The organism is Bacillus cereus group sp. BfR-BA-01360 (genome assembly GCF_022663595.1).
GTDB lineage: Bacteria > Bacillota > Bacilli > Bacillales > Bacillaceae_G > Bacillus_A > Bacillus_A cytotoxicus.
Window position 1 is genome coordinate 30016 of record NZ_JAKUFV010000021.1, and the last position, 25501, is coordinate 55516.

A 25501-nucleotide genomic window follows, 5' to 3' on the forward strand; every position below is an offset into this window, starting at 1 on the left:
TTGGCTACTTTTTTCGATTTCTCTATGCTAAAAGTCATGTGTATGTAGTAATACCATATCTCACTGCATATATAGCTGCTTGCGTCCGATCTCTAAGCTCTAACTTACCAATTAAGTTGGAAACATGATTTTTTACAGTACCCTCTGTAATAAACAACTTTTCAGCAATCTCTTTATTATTGAGTCCAAGGCCGATTTCCCTTAATACATCTATTTCACGTTCTGTTAATTGTTCTATTTGATTCTGAACACTTTGTTCTGATGTGTCTACAACTTTTGTTCTTTTTAATTCCTTTACAATTTGCGCTGTTATATCTTGCGGAAGAACAGCACCTCCGCCATGGACTGTTAATATTGCTTGAACAATCGCATCTGTCTCCATATCCTTCAATAAATAACCACTTGCACCTTGTTCTAACGCCTCAAAAATAAGTTCACTATCATTAAACGTCGTTAACATAAGTACTTTGACTTCTGGAAATTTTCCCCTTACCAATCTTGTTCCTTCCACCCCATTTACTCGAGGCATTCGAATATCCATCAAAATAATTTCAGGTTGCAGTTTTTCTATTTTCTCAACAACTTCATCCCCATCACTTGCTGTCCCTACCACCTCAAGTTCTGGGCGCAAGTTTAATAACATTGCTAAACCGTCACGAATCAATGGCTGATCGTCCACAATCATAATACGAATCATTTCGTTCCTCCTATTACCCATGTTTTTTCTTTTAACGGGAACTCAGCTTTTAGCCGAAATCCCTTCTCTATCTCACTTTCAAACCGAATTACTCCTCCATGTTCCTCTATGCGTTCTTTCATGTTCATTAATCCAAAACCAGGGCTCACTTCATTCATGCCGATGCCATTATCAGAAATCGATAACATTACTGTTTCACTGTCACAAAATAATTCAACTTCACATACACTAGCTTTTCCGTGACGTTTCGCATTTGTTAAAGATTCTTGCATAATACGTAGTAGAGTTGGCTGTAGTGATAACGGAATAACAATCGGATCTCCTTTTAATTGAAAGGTTACTTGCACTGTCGCCGCTTTTGAAAACTCCCTTAACATTTCTCGCATACTCTCTACTATATTCCCTAAATTCTTTTCTTCCTTTAGTGCACGTACCGAAGCTCTTACCTCTTGAAGAGATTTCTTAGCTAATTCATGGCATGTACGCAAAACATCTTCTGTCACATTTGACTTTTGTTTCCATAAAGCTTCGGCAAGTTGCAGTTGTACAAGTAAAGCTGTCATATTATGACCTACTGTATCATGAATTTCTCTAGCAATATCGTTTCGTTCCCGAACAGCAGTTAATTCTTCTACTTCTTTAGCATAAAGCCGTAGTTGTTCATGTGCTTCTTTTAAAGCCGTATGAGATGATATTAATTTTTCATACTGTTCATCAACCGTTTGATGTGCTACGGTCAGTTTTCTTATTAAACTCCCTACTAAAGCACTAAAGAGTACAAACATAAAGTTAATGGCGTTTGTATCCAATTCTACCTTCCCTGTATATTGATATGTATATAACAAAATAGAAAACCAACATATAAAGAAAAAACTCACAAAAAAATATACAACTTCTTTCCGCCATGTGTGAATAAATATTCCTACTGCTTCAATCCCAAATATAATCAAGTATAAAGATGTTTCAGGAAATAAAAATCCAAGCATTGCTGTAACAATTCCATTGGTTAGAAATATATAAAAATCACGTTTTTTTCCTTTTTGTGGCTGAAAGAGCAATACATGATTCAAAATATAAATAAAACATGCCATACCAATAAATACTTGCAAACCTATCGTTCCACGTGAAACATTGTTGATATATACTAAACAGATCATAATAATCGTAATGATACGTGCATACTTTAACATACAATTCTCCTCGCATTTTAAAATGTGGATTTCACCTATAACAAAAAAATTATACCATTTTATTACAAACAGATAGATGAAAAACAAGTCACCTCTCTTATATTTTTCATAATGTATCTTATTCTCCTCACTTTAATGTTTGAATAATCATTTTTCTGAAAATAATGAAGATAGACTAAACATTTCACAATATCACATCTAACCTTACAAAACTGTTATGTTCACGTAATGGAAAGCGATAGTGCGAAATGATGCCTCCCTATACAATAAAGATAGAAACAAGAGATCAAAAAAGGAGGAAATAATCATGATGAAAGAAATCGTAAAAGCAATCCTTGAGGTGTTAGTGAACGGACAAGCAGTTGTAAAAGAATTAAATCAATGATAAAAGGAGGAGTAAAGATGATGAACATGGTTAAAATGATTCTTCATGCTTTAATTGATGCAAAAGCTGTTAGCCAAGAATTAAATCAACAATAAAAGGGGAAAAGGGATATGCAGAAAGCCATCGTTATAAACATTTCCTTATGTGCAACAGGCAATCAAAAGAAAAAACTATCGAGAACATAAAAGACAAGATATCCAATACATATAGGTATCTTGTCTTTTATGTTTTCTTTTCATAAAGGGATTCTACTAATTTAGAAGAAATAAAACAGCAATTGAAACGCAAATGATACGATTGGACTATACGAAAAACAAATATAAATAAAAAGAATAGAGGCTACATGCCCCTACTCTTTTACGATTCCTTTATTTCGGTAGTATACTTCTTGCAAACCTTCATTATACTTCATATTTTGATCCGTCCACTCTGTCCCTAAGTTTCCTGGCCATCCAGATGTGTTCGCTATATATTTTAATAAAGCAAAATCGGTTAACCCTTTTTGTACTCCTCTTTTATAACCTTTCAGTAGATGAGGCATCGCAATTTGAGCATTTGTACGAGGATCTTTTAGTTGTTCATCTGTTACATGCTCTGGAGCCAGTCCACCACCGCGATGTAATTGAAACAACCCAAATGAAGTACCATTATCTCCAACACTTCTTGGGTTCAAACGACTTTCATGTTCAGCAATTGTAAGAGGAATCCATTCTGGGAGGTTTACCTTCTTTGCTTCTTCTATAATAATTTGTTTCATTCGCTTTGCTTCTTCTGAATCGCTATAACTTGTCTGTTTTGTCAATCTTTCCATTCCTTCAGTTTCACCTTGAAAATATAAATACATTCCAAGAACAATTAGAAATCCTACAAAGAATTTTTTCACTGCTTTTACCTCTTTCTTTGCTGAAATTTACTCCTTTTCATCCTTCTATCTATATGGTTCTAGCAATCTCTACAACCTTTATCATAGCAAACAAATATATACCGCAGCATCGTGCTTTAGATTGATTTAAAAAAATTCATTCGTACTTTGCCTTTTCTATTCTGCCTTACTTAAGTAAAACTGAACTGTATTCCAATATATTTGCCTTGCCACCTCGTCTATCGGAACATTTTTGATTACACGAATTTCCTTTCATACGTCTTTAATCATATTCGGATGTGTAATTTGATTCACTTGAAATTCCCAAGGTCCGTCTGTCTCTATCACCATATATTTTAACGGATAAAACGAGACGATACTTCTAATTTTTTCCTTATACAAAGTATTTGGTGTAATAGAAATATAGTAACCATTTCGAATCACTCTTTCCATCGTTTCTTTACTTCCCTTAAACCAATGAAAATGAGCATATGAAATTCCATGCTTTTCAAGTAGATCGCAAACAATGTCTGCATATTCATAGACTGCATGTAATATAATTGGCAAATGATATTCCTTAGCCAAAATTATAAATCGCTCTAATACCTCTATATACGTTTCTAATGCAAGGTTCGGCTGCTTTTGTCCTACATAATATGGAAAACAAACCTCACCGATAGCAATAATTGGTTCATATTCTTCTTTCTGAATCGGCTGTTCTGGGTGGAAACCAATCGTTGGATATACAAACGGGTACTGTTTTGCTAAAGATCATATTTCATAACAAGAATGATAGTTCATTGATACCCCCATTCATCCATCAATTGCAACACTTTTTTTCACATCGCTTAATATATTCATTTGCTCTTTACTTTCATATTGATCCAAATATGACTATCTATCCATTTCACTCCTATCACCTCTTACACTTATTCTAATACGTGATTTTAAGGAAAGGATATAAAAAAACAAGAAAGAGCATCTTTCTTGTTTTATATATATTAATTTATTGCCAAACATATAAATCTTTATTTCTATGTTTAGCATTTTATTCCATATCTATATTATTTAACAATTAAATTTGTTATTATATCAAACAATCCAATACATACTATAGCAACCATAAAGTAGCTACAGCACTCTTTCAGCGGAACCTTCACTACTTCTTCTTTACACATCTCATTTGTCTCCCTTCTGAATCATCTCCCTAATCTATTTCTATTATGCAAAAAATATAAAAAACAAGCTATCGAATTAACTTACGTGAACCTTACAATATTGTAAGGTTCAAAAAAATAACTCCATCCCTATTAGGATAAGAGCTATTTTACAGGTTAGTTGGTTTTTCAATATTCTTCATTACTTCAGACAGAAAGTAATATTGCGATACTTTCTATTCTTATTATAATAAGGTTTCTCACATACAACTATCGAATTCCCTTACATCCACCTTACAATATTGTCACCCATGATTATTGTTACTATTTTTCTTTGTAAAGGTAATCACATTATATGTCCCGCTTATTTTCTCATAGAATAATCGCTTATCACGTTTAAACATGTGAAGTAAAACATGTAAGAAAAACAAACCATTAAATACGAAGAAAAGCATCGCTATAATGAGATAAATGATTGGGTTATTTTCATTCGACACCGCAACTGCAAATAACAGATAATTGATCCCGCCAATTCCGAAATATAAAAGACCATAGCGTTTCAATAACTCTAGCCATGTAATTCTCTCGCCCTTTCCCTTCACACGCATGTGCAATAACCATTTCCCGAATGTTTTCCCATTCGTGAAATATTGGATGACGATAAAATAACAAAATACAACAAAAAAGCCATTTAATAATTCATCTAATCCCGAAGTAGAATGGAAGACAGATGTCAATTGAACTTGTTGTCCAATTAATAGCCCTGATACCATTCCAAGAATAAGCCAATCTAGCCAAAGAGCTAATACACGGCGCGTCATCCGAACAGGCTTATTTTGCAAGTCAATTTTTTCATCTAAGCGGTGCATATCTGGCAAAAAGTATACAAATAGCGGCGCAATCCAAAAACCAATAACTCCGCTCGTTGTATTTAAGATGAGATCATCTACATCAAATAAACGATATGGACAATTATACATACCATAAAACCCTGTGATTTGCGTAATTTCAAAAAATAGAGAAGTTAAAAAGACAATACACAACGTTTGCATAAAATTCCGTCGGAAATAATAACGCAAATACACTCCTAGTGGTAATAATAAAATGGCGTTAAATGCCGCTTGTAGGAAACTGCGCTCTTTTAATGCAGCGAGATACGTAGCTGGTTGATTCCAAATCACGTTTGTTTCTTTTAGAAAATCGCTCACAAATGTAAATGGTACTAAATTATAATGTTGCGTTCCTGGGCGCTGCATACTACACGTATCAAATGTACTTGGAAACGGTAAAATGACTAAATAATATGCCGCCATACAATATAATAGTAAGGAATATAAAATAAACATGCGAAAGTAATGAATATAACCATGTTTCCGATACTGCCAAATTAGAAAAGGAATTAATAATAGAAAACCAGCGATCGGAAATGTGATAAATGCTGTTTGAATAGGTAATAAATATGCTCCCAACCTTCCACCTCCTAAAAGTGCAACGTTGCTATTATAGTAAAGTTCCTATTTCATTGCCAGTATATTGTTGTATTGATATATTTTTTCAGAAGCTAAATTAATTCTTATTCCACTATTTTAGAATAGTAAGGTTCTATCACTAATTAAGGTGTCCTGATACATCATTATTCTAAACTAAAAACAACCTATCCAACTTCGGGCAGGCTGTCTTTAGTTCACCGCCATCAACTTCGTTCTAGCTTGCACAGGGATATCTTGTGGTTCAATTTCTACAATTGACTCACCGTAACTTCCTTTTGCAAAGATCTTCAACGGTTCATTTCGTTTTAACATATGGTTAACCTTTTTAATAATCGTTTTCTCTCTTCCCTTTTCATCGTAAGCAATAAACTCATATTCATACCATCCATCACCGATATGTTGACCAATATCATTCACAACAGTATAGTATTCTTTCGTCTTATAAAATGGATTATATTTATCAATTACTGGTCCCAGTCTTGTTGGCGATAAGAGTATTAACAAAGCCGCCAGTGCAATTATAGTGATAATAATTTTTTTCTTTAATACTTCCCACCGCAAGGTTGACTCCTCCTCCACGCAATATGCGCAGTTTTTCTATATATTTATTTTAAAAAGATAGACTAGATCCCGCCATCACACCTTATTACATTTCTCTTACATTTTTGTAAGAATCCAATTCGGATTTTATATGATTTTTAACAATTTGTGAACCTGTAAAAACTGTGATTAATGTCACATCCTCTATTTTCCAGAAAATCTATACTATAGGTATAAAAAATTGTTAAACATTTCACATTTAAGAGGGGAAATGAATATGAAAAAACGCTTAATCCTGATCGGAAATGGTATGGCTGGAATACGATGTATCGAAGAAATTTTAAAACAACAACCAGATCTTTATGATATTACTATTTTTGGTGATGAACCTCACCCAAACTACAATCGCATTATGCTATCTCACGTCTTACAAGGAAAAACTACTACAAAAGATATCATCATAAATGAATATAGTTGGTATAAAGAAAATAACATTACACTTTATCCAAATGAAAAGGTAATTACGATTAATCGGGAAAAACAAATGGTTGTTACTGAAAAACAGCGTATTGTTACATATGACAAACTTATTATTGCAACAGGTTCTAGTGCCTTCATTCTGCCGATTGAAGGTTCGAATCTGCCGGGAGTAACGGGTTTCCGCACCATTGAAGATACACAATTTATGATAAATGCTGCTAAACAATACAAAAAAGCTGTTGTGATAGGTGGAGGACTACTTGGCCTTGAAGCTGCTAGAGGTCTCATTGACCTAGGAATGGATGTACATGTAGTTCATTTAATGCCACATTTAATGGAGCAACAACTTGATGCGAAAGCAGCTTCATTATTACGTGAGGACTTAGAAGCGCAAGGCATGAAGTTTCTTATGCAAAAGAAAACCGTAAAAATTTTAGGCACAGACCATGTAGAAGGTATTCAGTTTGAAGATGGCGATGTTGTACCATGCGATTTAGTTGTAATGGCCGTTGGGATACGTCCTAATACTCAATTAGCAAAAGACGCTGGGTTACTTGTTAATCGCGGAATTGTTGTTAACGATTATATGCAAACAGAAGACAGCGCAATTTATGCTGTTGGCGAATGTGCCGAACATAACGGAATTGCTTACGGACTTGTAGCTCCTTTATATGAACAAGGAGTTGTATTAGCAAGACATATAACAAATACACAGACAGATAAATATAAAGGGAGCATCGTTGGTACGCAGCTTAAAGTAGCCGGATGTGACTTGTTCTCTGCTGGACAAATCTATGAAGACGATCAAACAAGAGCCATTTCTATCTTTAATGAATGTACACGTTCTTATAAGAAAGTCTTCCTTCGCGACAATAAAGTTGTCGGGATTGTCTTATACGGTGATACTGCAGACGGCACACGTCTATTCCGCATGTTACAAAAAGAAGAAGACATACAAGAATATACAGCCGTTTCCCTTCTTCATAAAGCTGGTGAAGAGAGCGGGCTTGATGTTGCAAGTATGAGTGCTGATGATACCGTTTGTGGATGTAATGGTGTTACAAAAGGAACCATTGTTCAAGCCATTTTGGAGCAAGGGTTAACTACTTTTGAAGAAGTAAAAGGATGCACAAAAGCAGCTGGTTCATGTGGGAAATGCCGCCCAATCGTTGAGCAAATTTTATCCCATACACTGGGCGATCATTTTGATCCTTCTGCTCAATCAATTGGTATGTGCGGTTGTACCTCTTTATCACGTGATGAAGTTGTCGCAGCTATTCATGAGAAAGCGTTAAAATCGCCAAAAGAAGTGCGAAACGTCCTTGGTTTCGTACAGGAAGATGGCTGCTCTAAATGTCGTCCTGCACTGAATTATTATTTACGTATGACCAATCCAGAAGAATATGCTGATGATAAAGCTTCACGCTTCGTGAACGAAAGAATGAATGGCAACATCCAGCATGATGGCACATTTTCTGTTATTCCTCGCATGTACGGCGGTGTGACTAACGCAGATGATTTAATGAGAATTGCAGAGGTGGCAAAGAAATATGATGTACCGCTCATAAAAATAACAGGTGCAAGCCGCATTGGTTTATATGGTGTAAAAAAAGAGGATTTACCAAATGTTTGGGCGGATCTTGATATGACATCCGGTTATGCTTATGCAAAATCCCTTCGTAATGTTAAATCATGTGTTGGTTCTCGTTTCTGTCGCTTTGGTACAAAAGATTCCTTAGGACTTGGTATGTTGCTTGAACAGTCATTAGAGATGGTAGATACACCTCACAAAATGAAAATGGGTGTTACAGGTTGTCCACGTAATTGCGCTGAGGCATTAACAAAAGACTTTGGAGTTGTCTGTGTTGAAAACGGCTTCCAGCTTTATATCGGTGGTAATGGTGGTACAGAAGTTCGTGAAGCCGATTTTATTATGACTGTTCCTACGGAAGAAGACGTATTACGCATCGCAACCGCTTATGTACAGTATTATCGTGAAACAGGGATTTATGGCGAGCGAACAGCTCCTTGGGTAGAACGAATGGGCTTAGAACATGTAAAAGAAATACTGCAAAAGGAAGACATGGTCACTGTGCTAAATGAACGTTTCCAAACTGCCCGCAGCACATATGAAGAAGCCTGGGGACAAGCTCTAAAAACAAAGTCATTACAAGCTATGTATAAAGTAGAAACTGTACAATAAGGAGCGATTTATATGTTACACACAAAACAGAAAATAAAAATTATGCGTGCCAAAGACCTCCCCATGCAAATTGGTAAAGAAGTACGAATCGGTGACAAATCTATTGCGTTATTTCGCCTTGCAAACGGGGATATTCGCGCTGTAGAAAATCGATGCCCGCATAAAAACGGACCATTAGCGGAAGGAATTGTTTCTGGTGAATTTGTCTTTTGTCCGTTGCACGATTGGAAAATTTCATTACTTACAGGCGAAGTTCAAAAGCCTGATGATGGTTGTATTCAAACACATAAAGTAGAAGTCATTCAAGATGACATTTATATATATCTATAATTTGTAAAAGATTTAGCTTTCTTTTAAGTCAAACAAGATGAGGTGAAGAGATGAACGGATACGTATATTTAATTGGTGCTGGACCTGGTGATGAAGGGCTGATTACAAAAAAAGCAGTAAACTACTTAAAAAAGGCAGATATTGTGTTATATGACCACTTATTAAACCCAAATTTACTTCGCTATACAAAGCCAACATGCGAACTCATATACTGCGGAAAAATGCCAACAAATCATATTATGCGTCAAGGCATGATTAATACTTGTTTAGTACAGGCAGCAAAGGAAGGAAAAATCGTCGTTCGTTTAAAAGGCGGCGATCCTTCCATCTTTGGTCGTGTTGGTGAAGAAGCAGCTGCTTTAGCTACAGCAAACATTTCATACGAAATCGTCCCAGGGATTACCTCCAGCAGTGCCGCTGGTTCGTACGCCGGTATCCCTCTCACCCATCGCGATTACAGTAATAGTGTAACTTTGCTAACTGGACACACAAAAGGGACAATTTGCGATCAAGTTGATTACAGCAATCTTTTAAATAGCGATACAATTGCCTTTTATATGGGGATTAAAAACTTACCAATAATTTGTAAAAATTTATTACAAGCTGGTAAAAGAAACGATACACCTGTAGCAGTCATTGAATGGGGCACAACTGGAAAGCAGCGAGTAGTAACAGGTACGCTCTCTACAATTGCGGAAGATGTAAAAAAAGAAAACATTTCGAACCCTTCCATGACCATTGTCGGGGAAGTCGTATCATTACGGAAACAACTTGCTTGGCAAGAACGGAAACCTCTTCATGGAAGAAAAATTTTATTTGTCTCTGCAACAAATAAAGTAAGTAAATATGCAGAAATACTGCGAGAAGCTGGAGCAGAAATATACCAAATACCTACCTTCAAAAAGCAAGAACATTCTTTAACAGCAAATGAACTCGGTGAAATATTCGAAGCGGAACGCCTTGTTTTCTGTTCACCAGAAAGCATGGAAATCTTCTTGCAATCTTGCACAAAACATGGAAAAGATATTCGTTCCTTACAAGCGAAACTTCAATATATGAATGCAAAGACAGGGCAAATGTTTATGAAGTACGGATTACTGGGCACACCTGCTACATTTTCTACAGAAACAACCGTTTATTTAGGGCGGAATATAAAACGAATTGACGTCATCAAGAACAAAATAGGTGCTGGTTTGTTCTTAATGACACATGAATATACAATCGATAATCGTTTCGATGAAATTCATGCACGTATGCTCACTGAGTTTACATGGGATAGTATTTTCTTTGAAGGCCGCGCTACAATTGATACATTTTTAGCAGAAATCAATCGCCTTCGTTTTAACGATATTTCGAAATTACCATTTTCATATATGGACGAAGCCACTTTACAATATGCCAACAAGGTTGGGCTCCATTGTATCGATCATCAAGTACAAAGAATAGTGGACCAAACAGAAGTGACTGCATCATGAAAGCAATTGTATATATTGGTCATGGTAGTCGTCTGCAAGAGGGCAATGAGCAATTCAAACATTTTATTCGTTCTGTTATGCAGGAACGAAACGAGAAAATACAAAAGGTGGGGTTTCTGGAACTTGCAACTCCAACCGTTCAAGAGGCTATTTATGAAGCGATTACTGAAGGGGCCACTGAAATTGTAGTTGTCCCTGTTTTACTATTCGCAGCTGCTCATTATAAACGCGATGTCCCTTTTGAAATAAAAACAATACAACAGCTCTATCCGCACATTTCATTTTCAGTTGCACCACCTTTTAGTATCCATCCATTCATGATTAAACTTGTAATAAAACGAATACATGAAATGCAGCCCATAAAAGAAAGTGAAATTCTACTAGTCGGCCGAGGCAGTAGTGATGCTCAGCCTATCTATGAATTAAAACAAATCGGTTTAGCTGTGGAACAAAAATTAAAAATACCGGTAACGTGCACCTTTTTAACAAAAGGGACACCTTCTTTTATAGATATGCTAGCTAAAACAGCACCTACTGCAAAGCATATCTATATTATGCCTTATCTTCTCTTTACCGGATTACTGCTTCAAAAGATAAAAAAGTATGCAAAAATATATGATAATGTGAGCACTTGTAACTGTCTTCAATTTGATTCTTATATGAAATTTACTTTGTTAGAACGAATGGAGGAACATGTACATGTTTCAAACATACCCAATTATGTGCAACCTTACAGGTAAGAATGTTGTCATTATTGGAGGGGGAACAATTGCTTATCGAAAGGCGGCTAGTTTACAAAATACCGGTGCCTTCGTCACAATTGTAAGTCCTCATATTTGCAATGAAATGAAAGAACTATCTTATATTGAATGGAAGAAAAAAGAGTTTACAGAAGATGATATTCAAAGGGCACACCTTATTTATGCAGCCACGAATCATCATGAAATCAATATGATGGTCAAACGAGCTGCTCATGATTTTCAATGGGTCAATGTTGTAAGTGATGGAACAAAATCCTCCTTCCATACACCAGCCATCATTCGAAGGAATGACTATATGATAAGCATTTCCACCTTTGGCAAAAGTCCATCACTTGCAAAGAAAATAAAACAGAAATTATTAGCTCACTTGCCTCAAATATTAAAATAATAAAAAGATGAACGAATCGACTCGTTCATCTTTTTAACTTGCTTTAAAGCCACCGCCAAGTACATCCCGTACATCATGAATCACGACGAATGCTTCTTTATCTACATCACGAATCACTTGTTTTAACTTAACAAGCTCTTGTTTATTAATCACAACATACAACACTTCTTTATTCTTTCCTGTATATCCACCTCGTCCTTCTAGAACGGTCACACCACGTGTCATATGTTTTGTAATTGTCTCACGTATTAAATCTGGCTGATCCGATATAATCGTCACTGCCGTTTTCGTATTAATTCCTTCTACAATGAAGTCAATTACTTTCGCTCCGATGAAGACTGCGACAAGTGTATACATCGCCTTTTCTTGACCGATGATAAAGACAGACCCAGTAATCACAACAATATCAATAATAAGAACACCTTTCCCAACACTCCATCCTAAATATTGATTTGCCAATTGTGCTAAAATTGCTGATCCCCCTGATGTACCTCCTGCCCGGAACATACATCCTAATCCAACTCCAACAAACACCCCAGCAAATAAAGCGGCTAGTAATGTGTCGCTATTTACTCGATGTCCAATATGCTCGGTAACATATAAAAATAAAGACGTCTCTACAATTCCAATAATTGTATAAATCATCGTTTTTTTATCAAAAAATTTATATCCAATCGCTAATAAAATTGCATTTAAAGTAAAGTTCACAACCCCTGGTGACCATCCAAATAAATAATACGTAACAACTGTTAACCCAATAATTCCACCCTCTGACAAACGATTTGGAATTGCAAAATAGTTAATACCGATTGCAAATAATAATGAACCAATTGTAATGAGTGTAATTTCTTGTATTCTTTGAGTAACCATAGTTCGTACCTCCCTCCCCATTTGACATTGTATCACCATCTCCTAGAGGTATAGAAGTGGTTTTTACCACACATTTTGTTATACGCTATTTACAAAATTATGTTTAAACAAACGCTTGGTTAATTATTCAAATTCTCCCTCACAATCCACATTAATCACTGTACTTCCTCTTACTAAATATGTCTCTCATATACAAATAAAAATTTTTCCATTTCGTATAAAAATAACGTCCACATCAAAGGCACTGAAAAAGAGAGTTCTCCCTAAAAAACAACGTGCATTTTATAAAAATGTTGAAAATAAACAGGAGTCCGACACCTATATAGTAGATGATGGACTCCTGTTTTATTATGAAGTAGACTTTTTTAATGGTCTCTCTATATCCAATTATTTTTTCCTATTTCTTTATTAAAGTTTCCTTTAATTCTTCAAACTTCGTATTTAATTGATCTGTCATCTTTTGCATCATCGCTTTCCGATCCATCGCTTCTTCCGCCTCTATTTGAATTGGATCTCCAAAAATAAGCTGTGCTCTCTTACCTTTTATCAATTCTTTCACACTTGTCGGTCCAATATATGCTGCCGGTACTAACGGCACACGAGAACGCATCGCAATTGTTACAGCACCAGCCTTTAAAGAGACATCTTCTGTAGATCTTGTTCCACTTGGAAAAATCCCAACAACTTTTCCTTCTTTTAATAAACGCGATGGGATTTTCAATGTACTTGGCCCTGGATTTGCTCGATCTACAGGAAAAGCATTTACATTCTTAAAAAACCAGTTCAAAAACTTTTTTTCAAATAACTCCTTTTTGGCCATGTAATGGATTTTCGTCGGATACATTCCTGTTGCTAGCATTAACACATCCATAAAACTTGTATGCGTACATGCTACAACATACGGTCCTTCTTTCGGTAATTTCTCTTTTCCTTGTACTTCTACTTTTCCAACAGTCTTAAATATATATTTCAACAAACATGCGATTGGTTTATACATTTCGTTCGTTCCTTTCTCACTTTCCAAATTGAATTCCACTTTTAAAACCATTATAACACTAACTTTTAATAGTTGGTAATAAAATTAGGTATTAATTTAAGAAAAGCAAATCTACCTCAATAAAGAAGGAAAGAGACATATACTTATCCCCCTGCAATGCCTCACCTAGCATATATCGAAAAAAGCTGTGTACCCTATAGGCACACAGCTTTTTTAGTTTGTTTCATATATAATTTGACCCGTTTTACTTATATCGTAACCACCGATTGCTAGCAATTCATTTTGAAATTCTATAGATTGCAAAATATCTTTTACCACTTCAATCAATTGTTCATTCTTCTTATTTTTCAAAATGACTAAGTCATATTGTTCTTTCATAAGTGGAATAAAGTCTACATTTACAATTTGCGCTACTTTTTCTGCTCCTACACCAACATCAGCTTTCCCGCTAGCAATTTGCGAAGCAACACCAAGGTGGTTTGATTCTTCCCATTCATACCCTTGAACATATTCCTTCCTTAAGTTCTGAATGCGAATTTGCTCATCTACTAATACACGAATTCCTGACCCTTTTTCACGGTTTACAAATTGTATAGATGGTTTAACTAAGTCGCTCCAATTCTGTATTTCATTTGGGTTTCCTTTTTGAACATAAAACCCAACATTTCTTGCTAATAAATTGATGACAACACAAGGCTGTCCAACTAAAATTCGTTTTACATATGGAATATTATATTCTTTTGTATCTCCATCAAATAAGTGTAGACTAACAACGCTTTGTTCCCCATGATACATTTTGATTAAACTTGCTAAACTACCTTGATACGCTCGAAGTATATTAGAATTCGGCATTCGATTTTCTATATGCTTTGCTAGCATATCTAACGTTAGTTCTTGACCACTAATTATACAGTGCTCTGCACCTTTGTTCTCTACTTTTACAGAGGATGTTTGTAACTTTCCTGTCTTCATCTGTCTAATATATTGTTCTAGATCCCCCGCATCAATACGCATTTGTCTACCGACTCTATAAGAAGGGAGTTCTCCTTTTTTTATTAAGTCGTATACGGTTAACTTTGATACTTTTAATTGTTTCGCTACTTCTTCCGTTGTGTAGGAATGATGGTTCATAGGCGATTCCTCACTTTCTTACTCTATTGTAGCAAAGAAGTGAAACTTTCTCCTATTTTTTCAAACAGTGACGTATTTCACATTATATTTAATTATAACCATTCATAATTAAATATACTTAGTTATAATTAATATGATAAGAAGGAAAGGAGATTATACGTTATGAACAAATTTATATTGCGGTATATTGGATTGCTCACACTTTCTTTTTTCCTTATTTTCAGTAGCGCTTGTACAAACGGAAACAAGAAAGAGAAAACAAATGCAAAAGAAGAACAAACGATTGAATTGACAATATCAGCTGCCGCTAGTTTACAAGATGCTTTTAAAGAAATTGAAAAACAATATAAGCAGAAAGAACCTAACATAAAGCTATCATTTAACTTTGGTGGTTCTGGTGCACTTCAGCAACAAATTGAACAAGGTGCTCCTGCTGATTTATTTTTCTCTGCGGCAGAAGATAAATTTCAAACGCTTGTAAAAAAAGGATTTATCAATAAAAAAGAAGGAAAAGATCTTCTAGGAAATGAGCTTGTGTTAGTTGTCCCAAAAGAAAGCTCTATTCAAACATTCCAAGAATTAAAAAAAGAGAAAGTGAAAAAACTAGCAATTGGTACACCTGAATCCGTGCCAGCTGGAAAGTACGCAAAAGCTCTTCTTACACACGAAAACTTATGGAATGACCTTCAAGACAAAATTGTACCTACAAAAGACGTTCGTCAAGTATTAACATATGTAGAGACAGGAAATGTAGATGCTGGTATTGTATATAAAACAGATGCCCTCATTTCAGATAAAGTAAAAATAGCTACTGCAGCACCAGCTAACTCTCATGAACCGATTCGTTATCCTGTTGGAATTATAAAAGAATCTAAGCATAAAAAAGAGGCGACTTTATTCTATGAATATTTACAATCCAAAGATGCACAAACAATCTTTAACAAGTATGGATTTACAATCCTACCTTAACTACTATGACATTTGATACACTTTGGCTACCTGTTTTTCTTTCTTTACGAGTCGCTGCACTTGCTACCATTATTTCTATGATTTTCGGTACAATTATTGGTCGGATATTAGCACGCTCCTCTTCGCGTTATAAAGTGTTTTTAGAAACCATTTTTCTATTGCCGATGGTGCTTCCACCAACTGTGATTGGATTCTTTCTCATTATTATTTTTGGAAATCATAGCCCGATTGGAAAATGGATTGAAACATTATTTCAACAATCAATTATGTTTACATCATGGGCAGCAGTCATTGCCTCAACAGTTGTTTCATTTCCGCTTATGTACCAATCGGCCAAAACAGGTTTCTCTATTGCAAATGAACAAATTGAAGACGGGGCCCGTGACCTCGGAGCAAGTGAATATCAAGTGTTTTTACACGTCACACTACCACTTGCATTCCCTGCATTACTTAGCGGAATGATTTTAAGTTTCGTACGAGCACTAGGAGAATTTGGTGCAACACTCATGTTCGCAGGAAATATTCCTGGTAAAACACAAACAATTCCAACAGCCATTTATATGGCAATTGATGCAAGTAATATGCCCCTTGCTTGGACACTTGTTATCATAACAGTTAGTATGTCGCTCATTTTCTTATTGTGCATGCAATTCATTAATAAGCGAATTACTTTTTAAAGCAGCTTTCGACAAAAAGCTGCCTTTTTATTTCCCGAAAAATAAATTATTTTGTAAAACGAGGAAAGGCGTATCTTACAAAAATGTAATCTTTCTGTAAGCTAATTCGATAGTTGCTCCCAACCACATCTCATATAATGAATACATAAGATACCCCCTCAAGAAGTGGATTGTCCCCCCACATCTTGTTGTTAAAAAAGGGTTAACAAATTTATTTCCCTATTCCCCTCAAAAGAAGATCCCGATTTGGGATCTTTTTTTATCGTAAAATAATAACGAAATTTTCCTATTTATAAAAATATACATTTTATTTGAATTCACTTTCTAAAATGATGACTTTCCTGTTATTATATGGAGGTGTTTGAAAAAATAAAGAAATGAAAACGCATTTATAGTGTACCTTCTTCATTATATTTTAATGATCAGTAATCTTCTACTCTACTAATGGAGAATTACCAATTTTTAGAGTGGCTTTCAATTATATTGATATAGTAAAAACGAAGGGAGTCTTGTGATGGACATTTTATTAGCTCTTCTTCCTGCAATTGCATGGGGGAATATCTTATTAGTAAGTGTAAAAGCTGGTGGCGGTGCCTATAGTCAAACGCTTGGTATGACAATGGGTGCTCTATTCTTTGCAATTATTATGTATGTATTTACTCAGCCGGCTTTAACGATGACAATCTTAATTGTCGGTTTTATCTCTGGTGTATTCTGGGCTTTAGGACAAGCAAACCAGTTAAAAACTGTTGAAAGACTAGGTGTTTCGACAACAGTAACCATTTCAACCGGGATGCAACTTATTGCAACTTCTATCTTTGGGGTAATCGCTTTTCATGAGTGGACTACTACTACTACGATTATTCTGGGAACGATTTCAATTCTTTTAATTGTAATTGGTGTTGTCTTCACTTCATTAGATGATAAAGAAAATGCACAGCCACCAGGACAATTAAAAAAAGGACTTTTGACTTTAATTATTTCTACTTTCGGCTATCTTGTATATGTAATTATTATTCGCTGGTATAACATTGATGGCTGGTCAGCTATTTTACCACAAGCGGTTGGTATGTTTGTTGGAGCAATCATACTGACATCTAAGCATAAACCATTTAATAAATATGCAATTCGCAATACAATATCTGGTATACTTTGGGGAACAGGAAACTTATTCTTACTTCTTTCATTACCAAAAGTTGGAGTCGCAACAAGTTTCCCATTATCACAAACAGGTATTGTTATCTCTACATTTGGTGCAATTGTCTTCTTAGGTGAGAAGAAAACAAAACGTCAAATGATATTTATCGCATTAGGCAGTATTTTCATTATTGGTGGTGCTGTTTTACTCGGTATGATAAAAGCATAAACTCACAATTGATTATCACACCCTAAAAGTATAGTAACCTTTTAGGGTGTTTTGACATCTATTTTTCCGTATAAACCATGAATGCTCTTTCCCTCTCAAAACTTTTCTATCATTTTTATATCCATCTAATAGACCTTTTCTTTTTACACGCTCTCTTATCAATGTTATTGTTTTTATAACTTACTTTATAAGAAAGGATTAGAGGAGATGCCAAAGAAACAGCGAATTTTATTTATTGGTGCTGGACGTATGGCCGAAGCAATCTTTTCTGGTTTGCTTAAAACAAGCAAACCACACATCGAAGAAATTATTGTATCGAATCGACACAATACAAAAAAACTCCAGCAATTACAAGAACAATATCCTATTTCAACAACAACTGATTGGAAAGAATGCGTCAAGTTTGTAGACACGATCATTCTGGCAATGCCACCAGCTGCACATGAACAACTATTGACAGAACTAGCACCTCTTCTTACGCATCAACTTGTCGTGACGATTGCTGCTGGAATTGGCCCATCTTACTTAGAGAAAAGATTACCTCACGGCACACCAGTTGCTTGGATTATGCCAAATACGGCTGCTAGCATTGGACAGTCTATCAGCTTGTATACGACGGGACACTTCGTAAATGAAAATCATAAAGAGACATTACAACTTCTTTTAAAAGGAATTGGTACATCACAGCTTTGCACAGAAGAAGAAATTCATCAGCTAACCGCTATTACTGGTAGCGCACCAGCATTTCTTTACCACTTTGCAGAAAGCCTAATTGAAGCTACAAAAAATTATGGTATTGATGAAACAACAGCACATCACCTTGTTATTCAAATGATTGCTGGCGCAGCCACAATGCTTGGGCAAGTACAAAATCCAGCACTTCTTCGGGAACAAGTGACTACACCTGGTGGTTCAACTGCGGAAGGCTTAAAAGTGCTCTATGAACATCATTTTTCCAAAATTATTCAGCAAGCAATTGAAGCTACAAATAAAAAGGCAAGGGGGAAATAATATGAAAATTACCAGTTTACAAGATTACACTACATTACATAACGGGGTAAGAATGCCTTGGTTTGGTTTAGGGGTATTTAAAGTGGAAGAGGGCACAGAAGTAATTGATTCTGTGAAAGCTGCTATCAAAAACGGGTACCGTAGCATTGATACAGCTGCTATCTATAAGAACGAAGAAGGTGTGGGACAAGCAATTCGTGAGTCCGGCGTTCCGCGTGAAGAGCTATTTATTACATCAAAAGTATGGAATAGTGATCAAGGATATGAATCGACATTACAGGCATTCGAAACTTCCTTACAAAAATTAGGTTTAGAGTATTTAGACTTATATTTAGTTCACTGGCCTGTACAAGGAAAATATACCGAAACGTGGAAAGCATTAGAAAAACTTTATAAAGATGGCCGCGTTCGTGCAATTGGGGTAAGTAATTTCCACATCCATCACTTACAAGATATATTCGAAGTTGCAGAAATTAAACCGATGGTGAACCAAGTTGAATATCACCCTCGCTTAACACAAGAAGAATTACATACTTTTTGTAAAGAAAACCATATCCAACTAGAAGCATGGTCACCGTTAATGCAAGGACAACTTCTTGATCATCCAACATTGCAAGAGATTGCAAAAAAATATAATAAATCAACAGCACAAATTATTTTGCGTTGGGATCTTCAAAATGAAGTGGTAACTATCCCAAAATCAATTAAAGAACACCGCATCATCGAAAACGCAAATATTTTTGATTTCGAATTAAGCCATGAAGATATGAAAACAATCCAGTCTTTAAATGAAAATCATCGCGTTGGTCCAGATCCTGATCATTTTGATTTTTAATGGCAGTTTAGCTGTTACATCTACTGAAGAAACGAAAAATTGTCCATGAAGAATAGAAAGGTATCCATTTGTCGGATACCTTTTTTATTACATGTCTTTTCCTACAGCCCTTTCTCTCTTTACTATAAATGATATCCCTACTACACTTAGTGCTACAATTTGTGTAATCAAAATTATAAATAATAGAGAAATAATATTTCCTCTTAAATCCCCACCACCAAATATTATTGCAAAATAACCCTTCACAGCATAAGTTGCGGGAAATAATTCTCCGATTATTTGATATGTTTTGGATAACATAGCCTGCGGGACCATTACACCAGAACTTACAAGTTGCAACGAGAGTGATATAATATTAAAAATCATACCTGCATTTCCGAATAGAGTAAGAAACATTTGCGTTAATGATAGAAAAGCAAAAAAGACAATGGTTTGAAATATCCATACATTCCCAATCGTTTCTTGGATTCCGATGTGAAAAGTTTTCATTAAGCCAATGGTCATACATGCAAGTAGAATAGATACTACACCGTTAATCACTTGGCTTGAAAGAAAATTTCTCCAATCTCTTCCTACTTGTTTTGCCACTTTCGATAATTCCATACTCATAATCATCGCTCCAACGAATGAAGCTAACACAATCATAAGCGGCACCATGTTTACGGAAAACCCTTTTGCATCATTTACTTTGTGCACTTTAAGTCCAACTGATTCTTTTGTTAGCCCCTTTAACATTTCAATGCTCTCTGGCCCCACAGCTTGTAACTTTCCTGCAATAGCTTGTTGTTTATTGTTTGTAATTTCTTTATTTACATTGCTATGAACTTGTTTTGCTATGCTTTCCATCATCTGCTTTGCCATCATCGAGCTGGCTTGGTTAATATGAACGTTTAAATCTGTCTTACCTTTTTCGCTTATATCCTTTGAAAAAGAGGCTGGAATTTCAATAATCATATTGTATGCATACTGATCCATTTCTTCTTTTGCCTTTTCTATAGACTTCTCTTTTGTCACTTGAAAAGGTAAACTTTTCTGTAAACCGTCTCCTATTTTACTTCCCATACTCGTATCTTGGTTTACAATCGCAATTTGCAGTTTATCTGCTCTTTCATTGACTCCATCATAAGCTGTTAGCCAAACACAAAAGAAAATGAGCTGGAATGCTAAAGCTACTCCAATCCCTATATACGTACCTGGTACTCTTAAAAATTGTTTCAACGTATTCATTTTCCCAACCCCTTCTAGCAAGTAAGTACATACTTGCATTTTATTTTAAATAAATACTAGGGTCTTAATGCCCTAGCATATAAAGTTATATTATTTTCAATAAAATCTTCATCATTCATCTCCATCAATCGATTTTCAAAACGCATTTTAGAGAGAAAATATCCAAAGTTAATCCATATAAAATTCATGACTTGTGCTTCAATATTCGTATCAATGATTTTTCCCTTTTTCTGCATTTCTGTAAAATAAATCATTAATTCTTCCTTTAAACCCTTTGGTATTTTGGCGATTTCATCATCTAACTCCGGAAACGCACCTGTTTCACGAATACCGATCGCGATGATATCTTTCACTTCATTCAAAAATTGATGATAATGCCTTGCTAAATTCTTTAAGTCTGTCTCTAACTCCCATACAATTCTTGTTTGTAAAAAATGTTTTAAATGCGGCACATATGAAAATTCAGCAACGGCTGCTTCAATGACCCCTTTCTTATTTTTAAAATTACGAAAGATTGTCACTTCATTGACACCAGCACGCATCGCAATTTCTCTCGTTGTCGCTGCTTTATATCCTCTTTCTTTCACTAATTCAATTGCTGCTTGAATAATTTTTTCGGCTGTCTTTGAGCGCGCCATACAATCCTCTCTTCCTTATGCAAGTGATCACTTGCAATCCATAGTACACTTTTTTCTAATTATTGTCAATTCACTTCCTGTAAATTAGTAAGATCGATATTCGTATAAGCAACCAACGAACTGAAATACAGTTAATACGAAACTAAACAGAATCATAACGAACACACTTATATGTAACGTTGGTTAAAATATAGCATTTGCTATCCATATACTAATACTAAAAAAGAAAAATTGTGCAAGAATCCCTATTGGCTTCAACCATATTCTCGTTTTTTCTTTGTTACTTTTACAATCCATCCAAGTATGAAAACTAAAGTTAATATAATAAATGCTAGCCATCTTCCATACTTCACATCATAAGGTGTCACTTGATTAGGAAAAATGAAGTGCACCATGCGGAATAATAAAAGACTAATACCGAGACAAATAATAAGTGACAGGAACAATTCAATCGTGGCTTTGAAGAGGGCATATGAAAATGAATATTTCTTCCCTTTTGTATCCATCACTTCACATATAACCATCGTAATGAAAAGAACGAAAAACCATATAAAAAAATACATAGGCGTTTCTACTTTGAACAATTCTGCTATTGAATAGAATAACAGCTTCCACATATATTCATTTTCACCTCTGCTAGTCTTCTATCTCTTCAAATTGTAAATTCATTGGCTCATTGGAGAGGGTTTCATAGAAACTTTCTGTCAGATCTGTCGCCGGTACCTTTTCATCTACTTCATCTAACCGAAAACTATCTGCCCATATACATCCTTCCCCTGACAACAAAATGCCAAATGCAATCCCAATCGCTTCTTCTTTTACATCGAGTACAACTGAGTAGGGTTGCCAACTTGTAGTATGTCTTATAGGACGATTTTGCATATTATCCATAGCTAGTGGTTCTGTATCTTTCCCATCTACACGCATCCATAGCCCTGCCCAATCTTTCACATTTTCACTTTTGATAAACGCTGTTAACCGCAAGCGCTTTCCTTTATATTGATCCGCTTTAAACATTTGCATTAGCGTCGTAAATCCGCCATGGGTCACACCCTCTTTCGCTTGAATATAAGCTGATACTTTTCCTTGGTGAACTGTTTTATAATCTAAGCCCATTTCATATTCTGTAGGGTGACTTCCACTTAATACCCATCCTTTCGGTAAACCTTTTTGCATTGAAAATTCCCCTCTTTCTATATAAAATGATTGAAAATAGTTACGGTATTTTTTCGGTGGCAAATGATACATTCTTTTAAACGCTCTAGTAAACGCCTCTTGTGAAGAAAAACCATATTGCAGTGCAATATCAAGAATCGGTCTATTTGTCGTTACTAAAGCTTGAGCAGCATATGTAAGTCTTCTTTTTCGAATATACTCTGTTACACTTATTCCTAAATTGCTTTGAAAAATGCGATGAAAGTGATACATAGATGTCGCACTATACGAAGCGACTTTTACAGTTGTCAATTCTTCTTCTAAATGATTTTCTATATACACAATTGCCTTTTTGACTAAACTACTATATTCATCATACATATCCGTGCCTCCTTACACTTCCAATTTACCATATACATCCAAGTCATTTTTTGATTTAATTTGCGAAGTCTGCTACCTATTACATAGAAAATATCTTTCTAATTGATACATAATTAAGGACATTTAGGGAAAAATTGTATAGAAGGAAGCTATACTAAGGAGGAAGATACCATGAGAATTTTACTTTCAGCTTTATTAGCTCTTATGTTAATACCTGCATTAACAGGGTGTAACGCACCAGCAAAAGAGGGTACAACTTCTAACAAGAAAACAACGGAAGAAGCAAAGAATGAAACATCTGCTGATTTAAAGCTTAACTTTAACGAATTCGATCTAGATGTTGACTACCAAGATACAAACAAAGATTATGAAGCTGACTATAAACATAAATCTGCTGATCAAAAAATGGAAGCAAAAATTGAAGACCATAAAGCTAATGTAAACTTAACTAGCGATGAAGCAATTGCAAAGTTAAGCCCACTTCTTAAAAAGCTAACATTTGATAAAAACACACCAGATCAAGAAGTGATTGATCAAGTAGTCGACGTCTTCCAACTCGATAAAGATTATCAAAAATTCGAATTAGAAGTTGTCTTCTCTGATGGAACGAAGAAAGAATATAAGAAGGAAGCAAAATAAAGAAGTAGGCAAATGCCTACTTCTTTATTTTGTATTATTTCTTGATTTTTACATAACGTAAATCTGGTTTACCTTCAACATCATACTGAACCCCAGACACTGATTCTTTTTGTAAATAGGATGATGATGGGAATAAGATTGGGATTAATGGCGTTTCAGCAAACATAATATCTTCTGCTTTATGCAACAAATCAAAGCGCTTTTCTTCATCTCTTTCAACTTCCGCTTCTTTTATTAAAGTATCAAATTCTTTATTATGCCATTTTGCATAGTTATTCGGTCCATCACCTGCATATAATTCAAGTTTTTTAATTGGATCTACAGCTCCGCCCCATCCCATATAAGCTAATTGAAAGTCACTTTGTTTATACGTATCAATGTAACTTTTCCACTCTTTATTTTCTAGTTTTACATCCACACCAAGATTTTTCTTGAACATTTCTTGCATTGCTTCTGCTACTTTTTTATGTTGTGTATCTGTTGTATACTTCAATGTTACTTGAGGAAGCTCTGTCCATCCTTGTTCTTTCATGCCTTCTTCTAATAATTTTTTCGCTTCTACTGGGTCAAATTTTAAATAATCCCCTTTTTCTTTACGGAAATCACGGCCACTCTGTGTTTTCGCTCCTTCTGGAACAAAAGCATATGCTTCTTGTGCATTCCCTTTATACAATTTTTCAACAATAAATTTACGATCAAGTGCTAACGCAAATGCTTTTCGTATTTTCGCATTGGTAAACGGTTCTTTTTCAACATTAAATGAATAAATATAAGATGAAAATCCTGCCATACGTTTATATTCTTTATTTCTTTTTTCTTTTTCAACCATCTCTTGTGGCAAGCCGCTTAATAAGTCTAGTTCTTTCGATTTATACAATTGATATGCCGTATTAGTATCTGGAATAATGCGAAACTCCAATTCTTTTAATGTTACTTTTTTATCATGAAACTCTTTGTTCTTCTCTAAAATAATTGCTTGGTTATGCTTCCACTCTTTTAATTTGAACGGTCCGTTTGTAAGTAATTCTTTTGGACTTGTTTTTAACTTATTTTTATCATCGATAGATTTTTTTGAAAGTGGAATAAATAAAGAATTCGCTAATTGTTGTTTGATAGATGCAACTGGATGTTCAAGCGTTACTTTTAAAGTTTGCGAATCTACCGCTTGAATACCTACTTGTCCTTCTTCACCTTTTCCAGTATTATACGCTTCTGCACCCTTAATAAAATACATTTCTGTTGCATTCATAGAGCCTGTTTTAGGATTTAATATACGCTTCCATGCAAATTCAAAATCATTAGCCGTAATAGGTGAACCATCTGACCATTTCATATCTTTCTTTAAATGAATTGTATATTCTGTTCCATCTACATTTACTTCTTCTTTCTCTGCCAACTCATTTTGATATTTTCCATTCGCATCCTTTGTATATAGACCACTAAATAAATGTTCAATTACATAACCTGACGTACTATCTGTCGCAATTGCTGAATCAAGTGTATATGGGTCACTACTAATATTTGTGACTAAGCGATCCCCCTTATCTGCACTTGCCTTTGACGCTTCTTTCTTACCGCAGCCGACAGAAGCAATCGCTAAAACTGTCATAATGGCAAAAAGTAAAATCTTCTTCATTCTACATTCTC

The 25501-nt window shown here is 35.1% G+C and carries 24 protein-coding genes and 1 pseudogene; 11 read left to right on the forward strand and 14 right to left on the reverse strand.

The genetic code is table 11. The features are described from left to right. Positions 1 to 34: 34 nt before the first annotated feature. The 6 genes and pseudogenes from MR056_RS16880 to MR056_RS16905 all read right to left on the reverse strand — a co-directional run bounded on the left by MR056_RS16880 (position 35) and on the right by MR056_RS16905 (position 6342). Positions 35 to 697, reverse strand: a complete 663-nt coding sequence (locus MR056_RS16880) for a response regulator (protein ID WP_048721276.1) — start codon at positions 695 to 697, stop codon at positions 35 to 37. Next, positions 694 to 1887 carry a sensor histidine kinase gene (locus MR056_RS16885; protein ID WP_011983340.1) on the reverse strand — a complete coding sequence of 398 codons (1194 nt, stop codon included), beginning with the start codon at positions 1885 to 1887 and terminating at the stop codon, positions 694 to 696. Before MR056_RS16885 ends, MR056_RS16880 begins: the two co-directional genes overlap by 4 nt. 734 nt (positions 1888 to 2621) lie before the next feature. After that, positions 2622 to 3155, reverse strand: a complete 534-nt coding sequence (locus tag MR056_RS16890) for a transglycosylase SLT domain-containing protein (RefSeq protein ID WP_048721272.1) — start codon at positions 3153 to 3155, stop codon at positions 2622 to 2624. Between the two features lie 156 nt (positions 3156 to 3311). Continuing rightward, positions 3312 to 4045, reverse strand: a pseudogene (locus MR056_RS16895) (TatD family hydrolase). A gap of 551 nt (positions 4046 to 4596) precedes the next feature. After that, positions 4597 to 5760: a VanZ family protein gene (locus MR056_RS16900; RefSeq protein ID WP_011983338.1), complete on the reverse strand. Its 1164-nt coding sequence runs from the start codon at positions 5758 to 5760 to the stop codon at positions 4597 to 4599. Positions 5761 to 5970: 210 nt separating this feature from the next. After that, positions 5971 to 6342, reverse strand: coding sequence for a YxeA family protein (locus tag MR056_RS16905; RefSeq protein WP_011983337.1), 372 nt, complete (start codon positions 6340 to 6342; stop codon positions 5971 to 5973). Positions 6343 to 6598: 256 nt separating this feature from the next. On the opposite strand from MR056_RS16905, the gene nirB reads away from it, so the two are divergent. From nirB to MR056_RS16930, 5 genes are read left to right on the forward strand one after another with little or no spacing between them, the layout of a single operon-like run. Next, positions 6599 to 9004, forward strand: coding sequence for a nitrite reductase large subunit NirB (gene nirB / locus MR056_RS16910; protein WP_048721266.1), 2406 nt, complete (start codon positions 6599 to 6601; stop codon positions 9002 to 9004). A gap of 12 nt (positions 9005 to 9016) precedes the next feature. Continuing rightward, positions 9017 to 9334 carry a nitrite reductase small subunit NirD gene (gene nirD / locus MR056_RS16915; RefSeq protein ID WP_011983335.1) on the forward strand — a complete coding sequence of 106 codons (318 nt, stop codon included), beginning with the start codon at positions 9017 to 9019 and terminating at the stop codon, positions 9332 to 9334. A 50-nt stretch (positions 9335 to 9384) separates the two neighbouring features. Further along, positions 9385 to 10809, forward strand: coding sequence for a uroporphyrin-III C-methyltransferase (locus tag MR056_RS16920; protein WP_048721263.1), 1425 nt, complete (start codon positions 9385 to 9387; stop codon positions 10807 to 10809). Continuing rightward, the gene (locus tag MR056_RS16925) at positions 10806 to 11549 is read left to right on the forward strand and encodes a sirohydrochlorin chelatase (protein ID WP_048721260.1); all 744 of its coding nucleotides are present in this window, start codon (positions 10806 to 10808) and stop codon (positions 11547 to 11549) included. The genes MR056_RS16920 and MR056_RS16925 overlap by 4 nt, the downstream gene beginning before the upstream one ends. Beyond that, the gene (locus MR056_RS16930; protein ID WP_011983332.1) at positions 11509 to 11958 is read left to right on the forward strand and encodes a precorrin-2 dehydrogenase; all 450 of its coding nucleotides are present in this window, start codon (positions 11509 to 11511) and stop codon (positions 11956 to 11958) included. Before MR056_RS16925 ends, MR056_RS16930 begins: the two co-directional genes overlap by 41 nt. A 33-nt stretch (positions 11959 to 11991) precedes the next feature. Here the strand turns inward: MR056_RS16930 and MR056_RS16935 are convergent, their stop codons facing one another. The 3 genes from MR056_RS16935 to MR056_RS16945 all read right to left on the reverse strand — a co-directional run bounded on the left by MR056_RS16935 (position 11992) and on the right by MR056_RS16945 (position 14956). After that, positions 11992 to 12828, reverse strand: coding sequence for a YitT family protein (locus MR056_RS16935; protein ID WP_011983331.1), 837 nt, complete (start codon positions 12826 to 12828; stop codon positions 11992 to 11994). A 397-nt stretch (positions 12829 to 13225) separates the two neighbouring features. Next, positions 13226 to 13825: a lysophospholipid acyltransferase family protein gene (locus MR056_RS16940; RefSeq protein WP_048721317.1), complete on the reverse strand. Its 600-nt coding sequence runs from the start codon at positions 13823 to 13825 to the stop codon at positions 13226 to 13228. 213 nt (positions 13826 to 14038) lie between these two features. Further along, complete coding sequence (locus MR056_RS16945; RefSeq protein WP_011983329.1) at positions 14039 to 14956, reverse strand: substrate-binding domain-containing protein; 918 nt, start codon at positions 14954 to 14956, stop codon at positions 14039 to 14041. Between the two features lie 162 nt (positions 14957 to 15118). On the opposite strand from MR056_RS16945, the gene modA reads away from it, so the two are divergent. The 5 genes from modA (at position 15119) to MR056_RS16970 (ending at position 19814) form a co-directional block, all read left to right on the forward strand. Beyond that, positions 15119 to 15925: a molybdate ABC transporter substrate-binding protein gene (gene modA, locus MR056_RS16950; RefSeq protein ID WP_048721255.1), complete on the forward strand. Its 807-nt coding sequence runs from the start codon at positions 15119 to 15121 to the stop codon at positions 15923 to 15925. 5 nt (positions 15926 to 15930) lie between these two features. Continuing rightward, complete coding sequence (gene modB, locus MR056_RS16955; RefSeq protein WP_011983327.1) at positions 15931 to 16602, forward strand: molybdate ABC transporter permease subunit; 672 nt, start codon at positions 15931 to 15933, stop codon at positions 16600 to 16602. A gap of 514 nt (positions 16603 to 17116) precedes the next feature. After that, positions 17117 to 17968, forward strand: coding sequence for a GRP family sugar transporter (locus MR056_RS16960; protein WP_048721252.1), 852 nt, complete (start codon positions 17117 to 17119; stop codon positions 17966 to 17968). A 207-nt stretch (positions 17969 to 18175) separates the two neighbouring features. Beyond that, a complete protein-coding gene (gene proC, locus MR056_RS16965) occupies positions 18176 to 18979 on the forward strand; it encodes a pyrroline-5-carboxylate reductase (RefSeq protein ID WP_087097558.1) in 804 nt (267 codons plus the stop codon). Between the two features lies 1 nt (position 18980). Further along, complete coding sequence (locus MR056_RS16970) at positions 18981 to 19814, forward strand: aldo/keto reductase (RefSeq protein ID WP_087097556.1); 834 nt, start codon at positions 18981 to 18983, stop codon at positions 19812 to 19814. An 87-nt stretch (positions 19815 to 19901) separates the two neighbouring features. Here MR056_RS16970 and MR056_RS16975 read toward each other — a convergent pair whose 3' ends face one another. The 4 genes from MR056_RS16975 to MR056_RS16990 all read right to left on the reverse strand — a co-directional run bounded on the left by MR056_RS16975 (position 19902) and on the right by MR056_RS16990 (position 23215). Then, entirely contained in the window at positions 19902 to 21041 is a 1140-nt protein-coding gene (locus tag MR056_RS16975; RefSeq protein WP_087097554.1) for a YhgE/Pip domain-containing protein, read from the reverse strand. A 56-nt stretch (positions 21042 to 21097) separates the two neighbouring features. Then, on the reverse strand, positions 21098 to 21679 hold the full coding sequence (locus MR056_RS16980) for a TetR/AcrR family transcriptional regulator (protein ID WP_011983322.1): 582 nt from the start codon (positions 21677 to 21679) through the stop codon (positions 21098 to 21100). 254 nt (positions 21680 to 21933) lie between these two features. After that, positions 21934 to 22296, reverse strand: coding sequence for a DUF5823 family protein (locus tag MR056_RS16985; RefSeq protein WP_242136592.1), 363 nt, complete (start codon positions 22294 to 22296; stop codon positions 21934 to 21936). 19 nt (positions 22297 to 22315) lie between these two features. Then, on the reverse strand, positions 22316 to 23215 hold the full coding sequence (locus MR056_RS16990; RefSeq protein WP_087097552.1) for a helix-turn-helix transcriptional regulator: 900 nt from the start codon (positions 23213 to 23215) through the stop codon (positions 22316 to 22318). 171 nt (positions 23216 to 23386) lie between these two features. Here MR056_RS16990 and MR056_RS16995 point away from each other — a divergent pair, with 171 nt between their 5' ends. Next, positions 23387 to 23854 (forward strand): YusW family protein, encoded by a 468-nt coding sequence (locus MR056_RS16995; RefSeq protein WP_011983320.1) that lies wholly within the window; start codon positions 23387 to 23389, stop codon positions 23852 to 23854. Positions 23855 to 23888: 34 nt separating this feature from the next. Here the strand turns inward: MR056_RS16995 and MR056_RS17000 are convergent, their stop codons facing one another. Further along, positions 23889 to 25490, reverse strand: coding sequence for a peptide ABC transporter substrate-binding protein (locus MR056_RS17000; protein WP_011983319.1), 1602 nt, complete (start codon positions 25488 to 25490; stop codon positions 23889 to 23891). Between the last annotated feature and the right edge of the window lie 11 nt (positions 25491 to 25501).

What these genes read in the sequence shown, in the direction of transcription:
- MR056_RS16935 (WP_011983331.1), bottom strand. Translation starts at nt 12,828, where the DNA reads ATGGTTACTCAAAGAATACAAGAAATTACACTCATTACAATTGGTTCA.
- MR056_RS16940 (WP_048721317.1), bottom strand. Translation starts at nt 13,825, where the DNA reads ATGTATAAACCAATCGCATGTTTGTTGAAATATATATTTAAGACTGTT.
- MR056_RS16960 (WP_048721252.1), top strand. Translation starts at nt 17,117, where the DNA reads ATGGACATTTTATTAGCTCTTCTTCCTGCAATTGCATGGGGGAATATC.
- MR056_RS16920 (WP_048721263.1), top strand. Translation starts at nt 9,385, where the DNA reads ATGAACGGATACGTATATTTAATTGGTGCTGGACCTGGTGATGAAGGG.
- modB (WP_011983327.1), top strand. Translation starts at nt 15,931, where the DNA reads ATGACATTTGATACACTTTGGCTACCTGTTTTTCTTTCTTTACGAGTC.
- MR056_RS16885 (WP_011983340.1), bottom strand. Translation starts at nt 1,887, where the DNA reads ATGTTAAAGTATGCACGTATCATTACGATTATTATGATCTGTTTAGTA.
- proC (WP_087097558.1), top strand. Translation starts at nt 18,176, where the DNA reads ATGCCAAAGAAACAGCGAATTTTATTTATTGGTGCTGGACGTATGGCC.
- MR056_RS16990 (WP_087097552.1), bottom strand. Translation starts at nt 23,215, where the DNA reads ATGTATGATGAATATAGTAGTTTAGTCAAAAAGGCAATTGTGTATATA.
- nirB (WP_048721266.1), top strand. Translation starts at nt 6,599, where the DNA reads ATGAAAAAACGCTTAATCCTGATCGGAAATGGTATGGCTGGAATACGA.
- MR056_RS16930 (WP_011983332.1), top strand. Translation starts at nt 11,509, where the DNA reads ATGTTTCAAACATACCCAATTATGTGCAACCTTACAGGTAAGAATGTT.
- MR056_RS16980 (WP_011983322.1), bottom strand. Translation starts at nt 21,679, where the DNA reads ATGGCGCGCTCAAAGACAGCCGAAAAAATTATTCAAGCAGCAATTGAA.
- MR056_RS16985 (WP_242136592.1), bottom strand. Translation starts at nt 22,296, where the DNA reads ATGTGGAAGCTGTTATTCTATTCAATAGCAGAATTGTTCAAAGTAGAA.
- MR056_RS16970 (WP_087097556.1), top strand. Translation starts at nt 18,981, where the DNA reads ATGAAAATTACCAGTTTACAAGATTACACTACATTACATAACGGGGTA.
- MR056_RS17000 (WP_011983319.1), bottom strand. Translation starts at nt 25,490, where the DNA reads ATGAAGAAGATTTTACTTTTTGCCATTATGACAGTTTTAGCGATTGCT.
- nirD (WP_011983335.1), top strand. Translation starts at nt 9,017, where the DNA reads ATGTTACACACAAAACAGAAAATAAAAATTATGCGTGCCAAAGACCTC.
- modA (WP_048721255.1), top strand. Translation starts at nt 15,119, where the DNA reads ATGAACAAATTTATATTGCGGTATATTGGATTGCTCACACTTTCTTTT.
- MR056_RS16945 (WP_011983329.1), bottom strand. Translation starts at nt 14,956, where the DNA reads ATGAACCATCATTCCTACACAACGGAAGAAGTAGCGAAACAATTAAAA.
- MR056_RS16925 (WP_048721260.1), top strand. Translation starts at nt 10,806, where the DNA reads ATGAAAGCAATTGTATATATTGGTCATGGTAGTCGTCTGCAAGAGGGC.
- MR056_RS16880 (WP_048721276.1), bottom strand. Translation starts at nt 697, where the DNA reads ATGATTCGTATTATGATTGTGGACGATCAGCCATTGATTCGTGACGGT.
- MR056_RS16995 (WP_011983320.1), top strand. Translation starts at nt 23,387, where the DNA reads ATGAGAATTTTACTTTCAGCTTTATTAGCTCTTATGTTAATACCTGCA.
- MR056_RS16975 (WP_087097554.1), bottom strand. Translation starts at nt 21,041, where the DNA reads ATGAATACGTTGAAACAATTTTTAAGAGTACCAGGTACGTATATAGGG.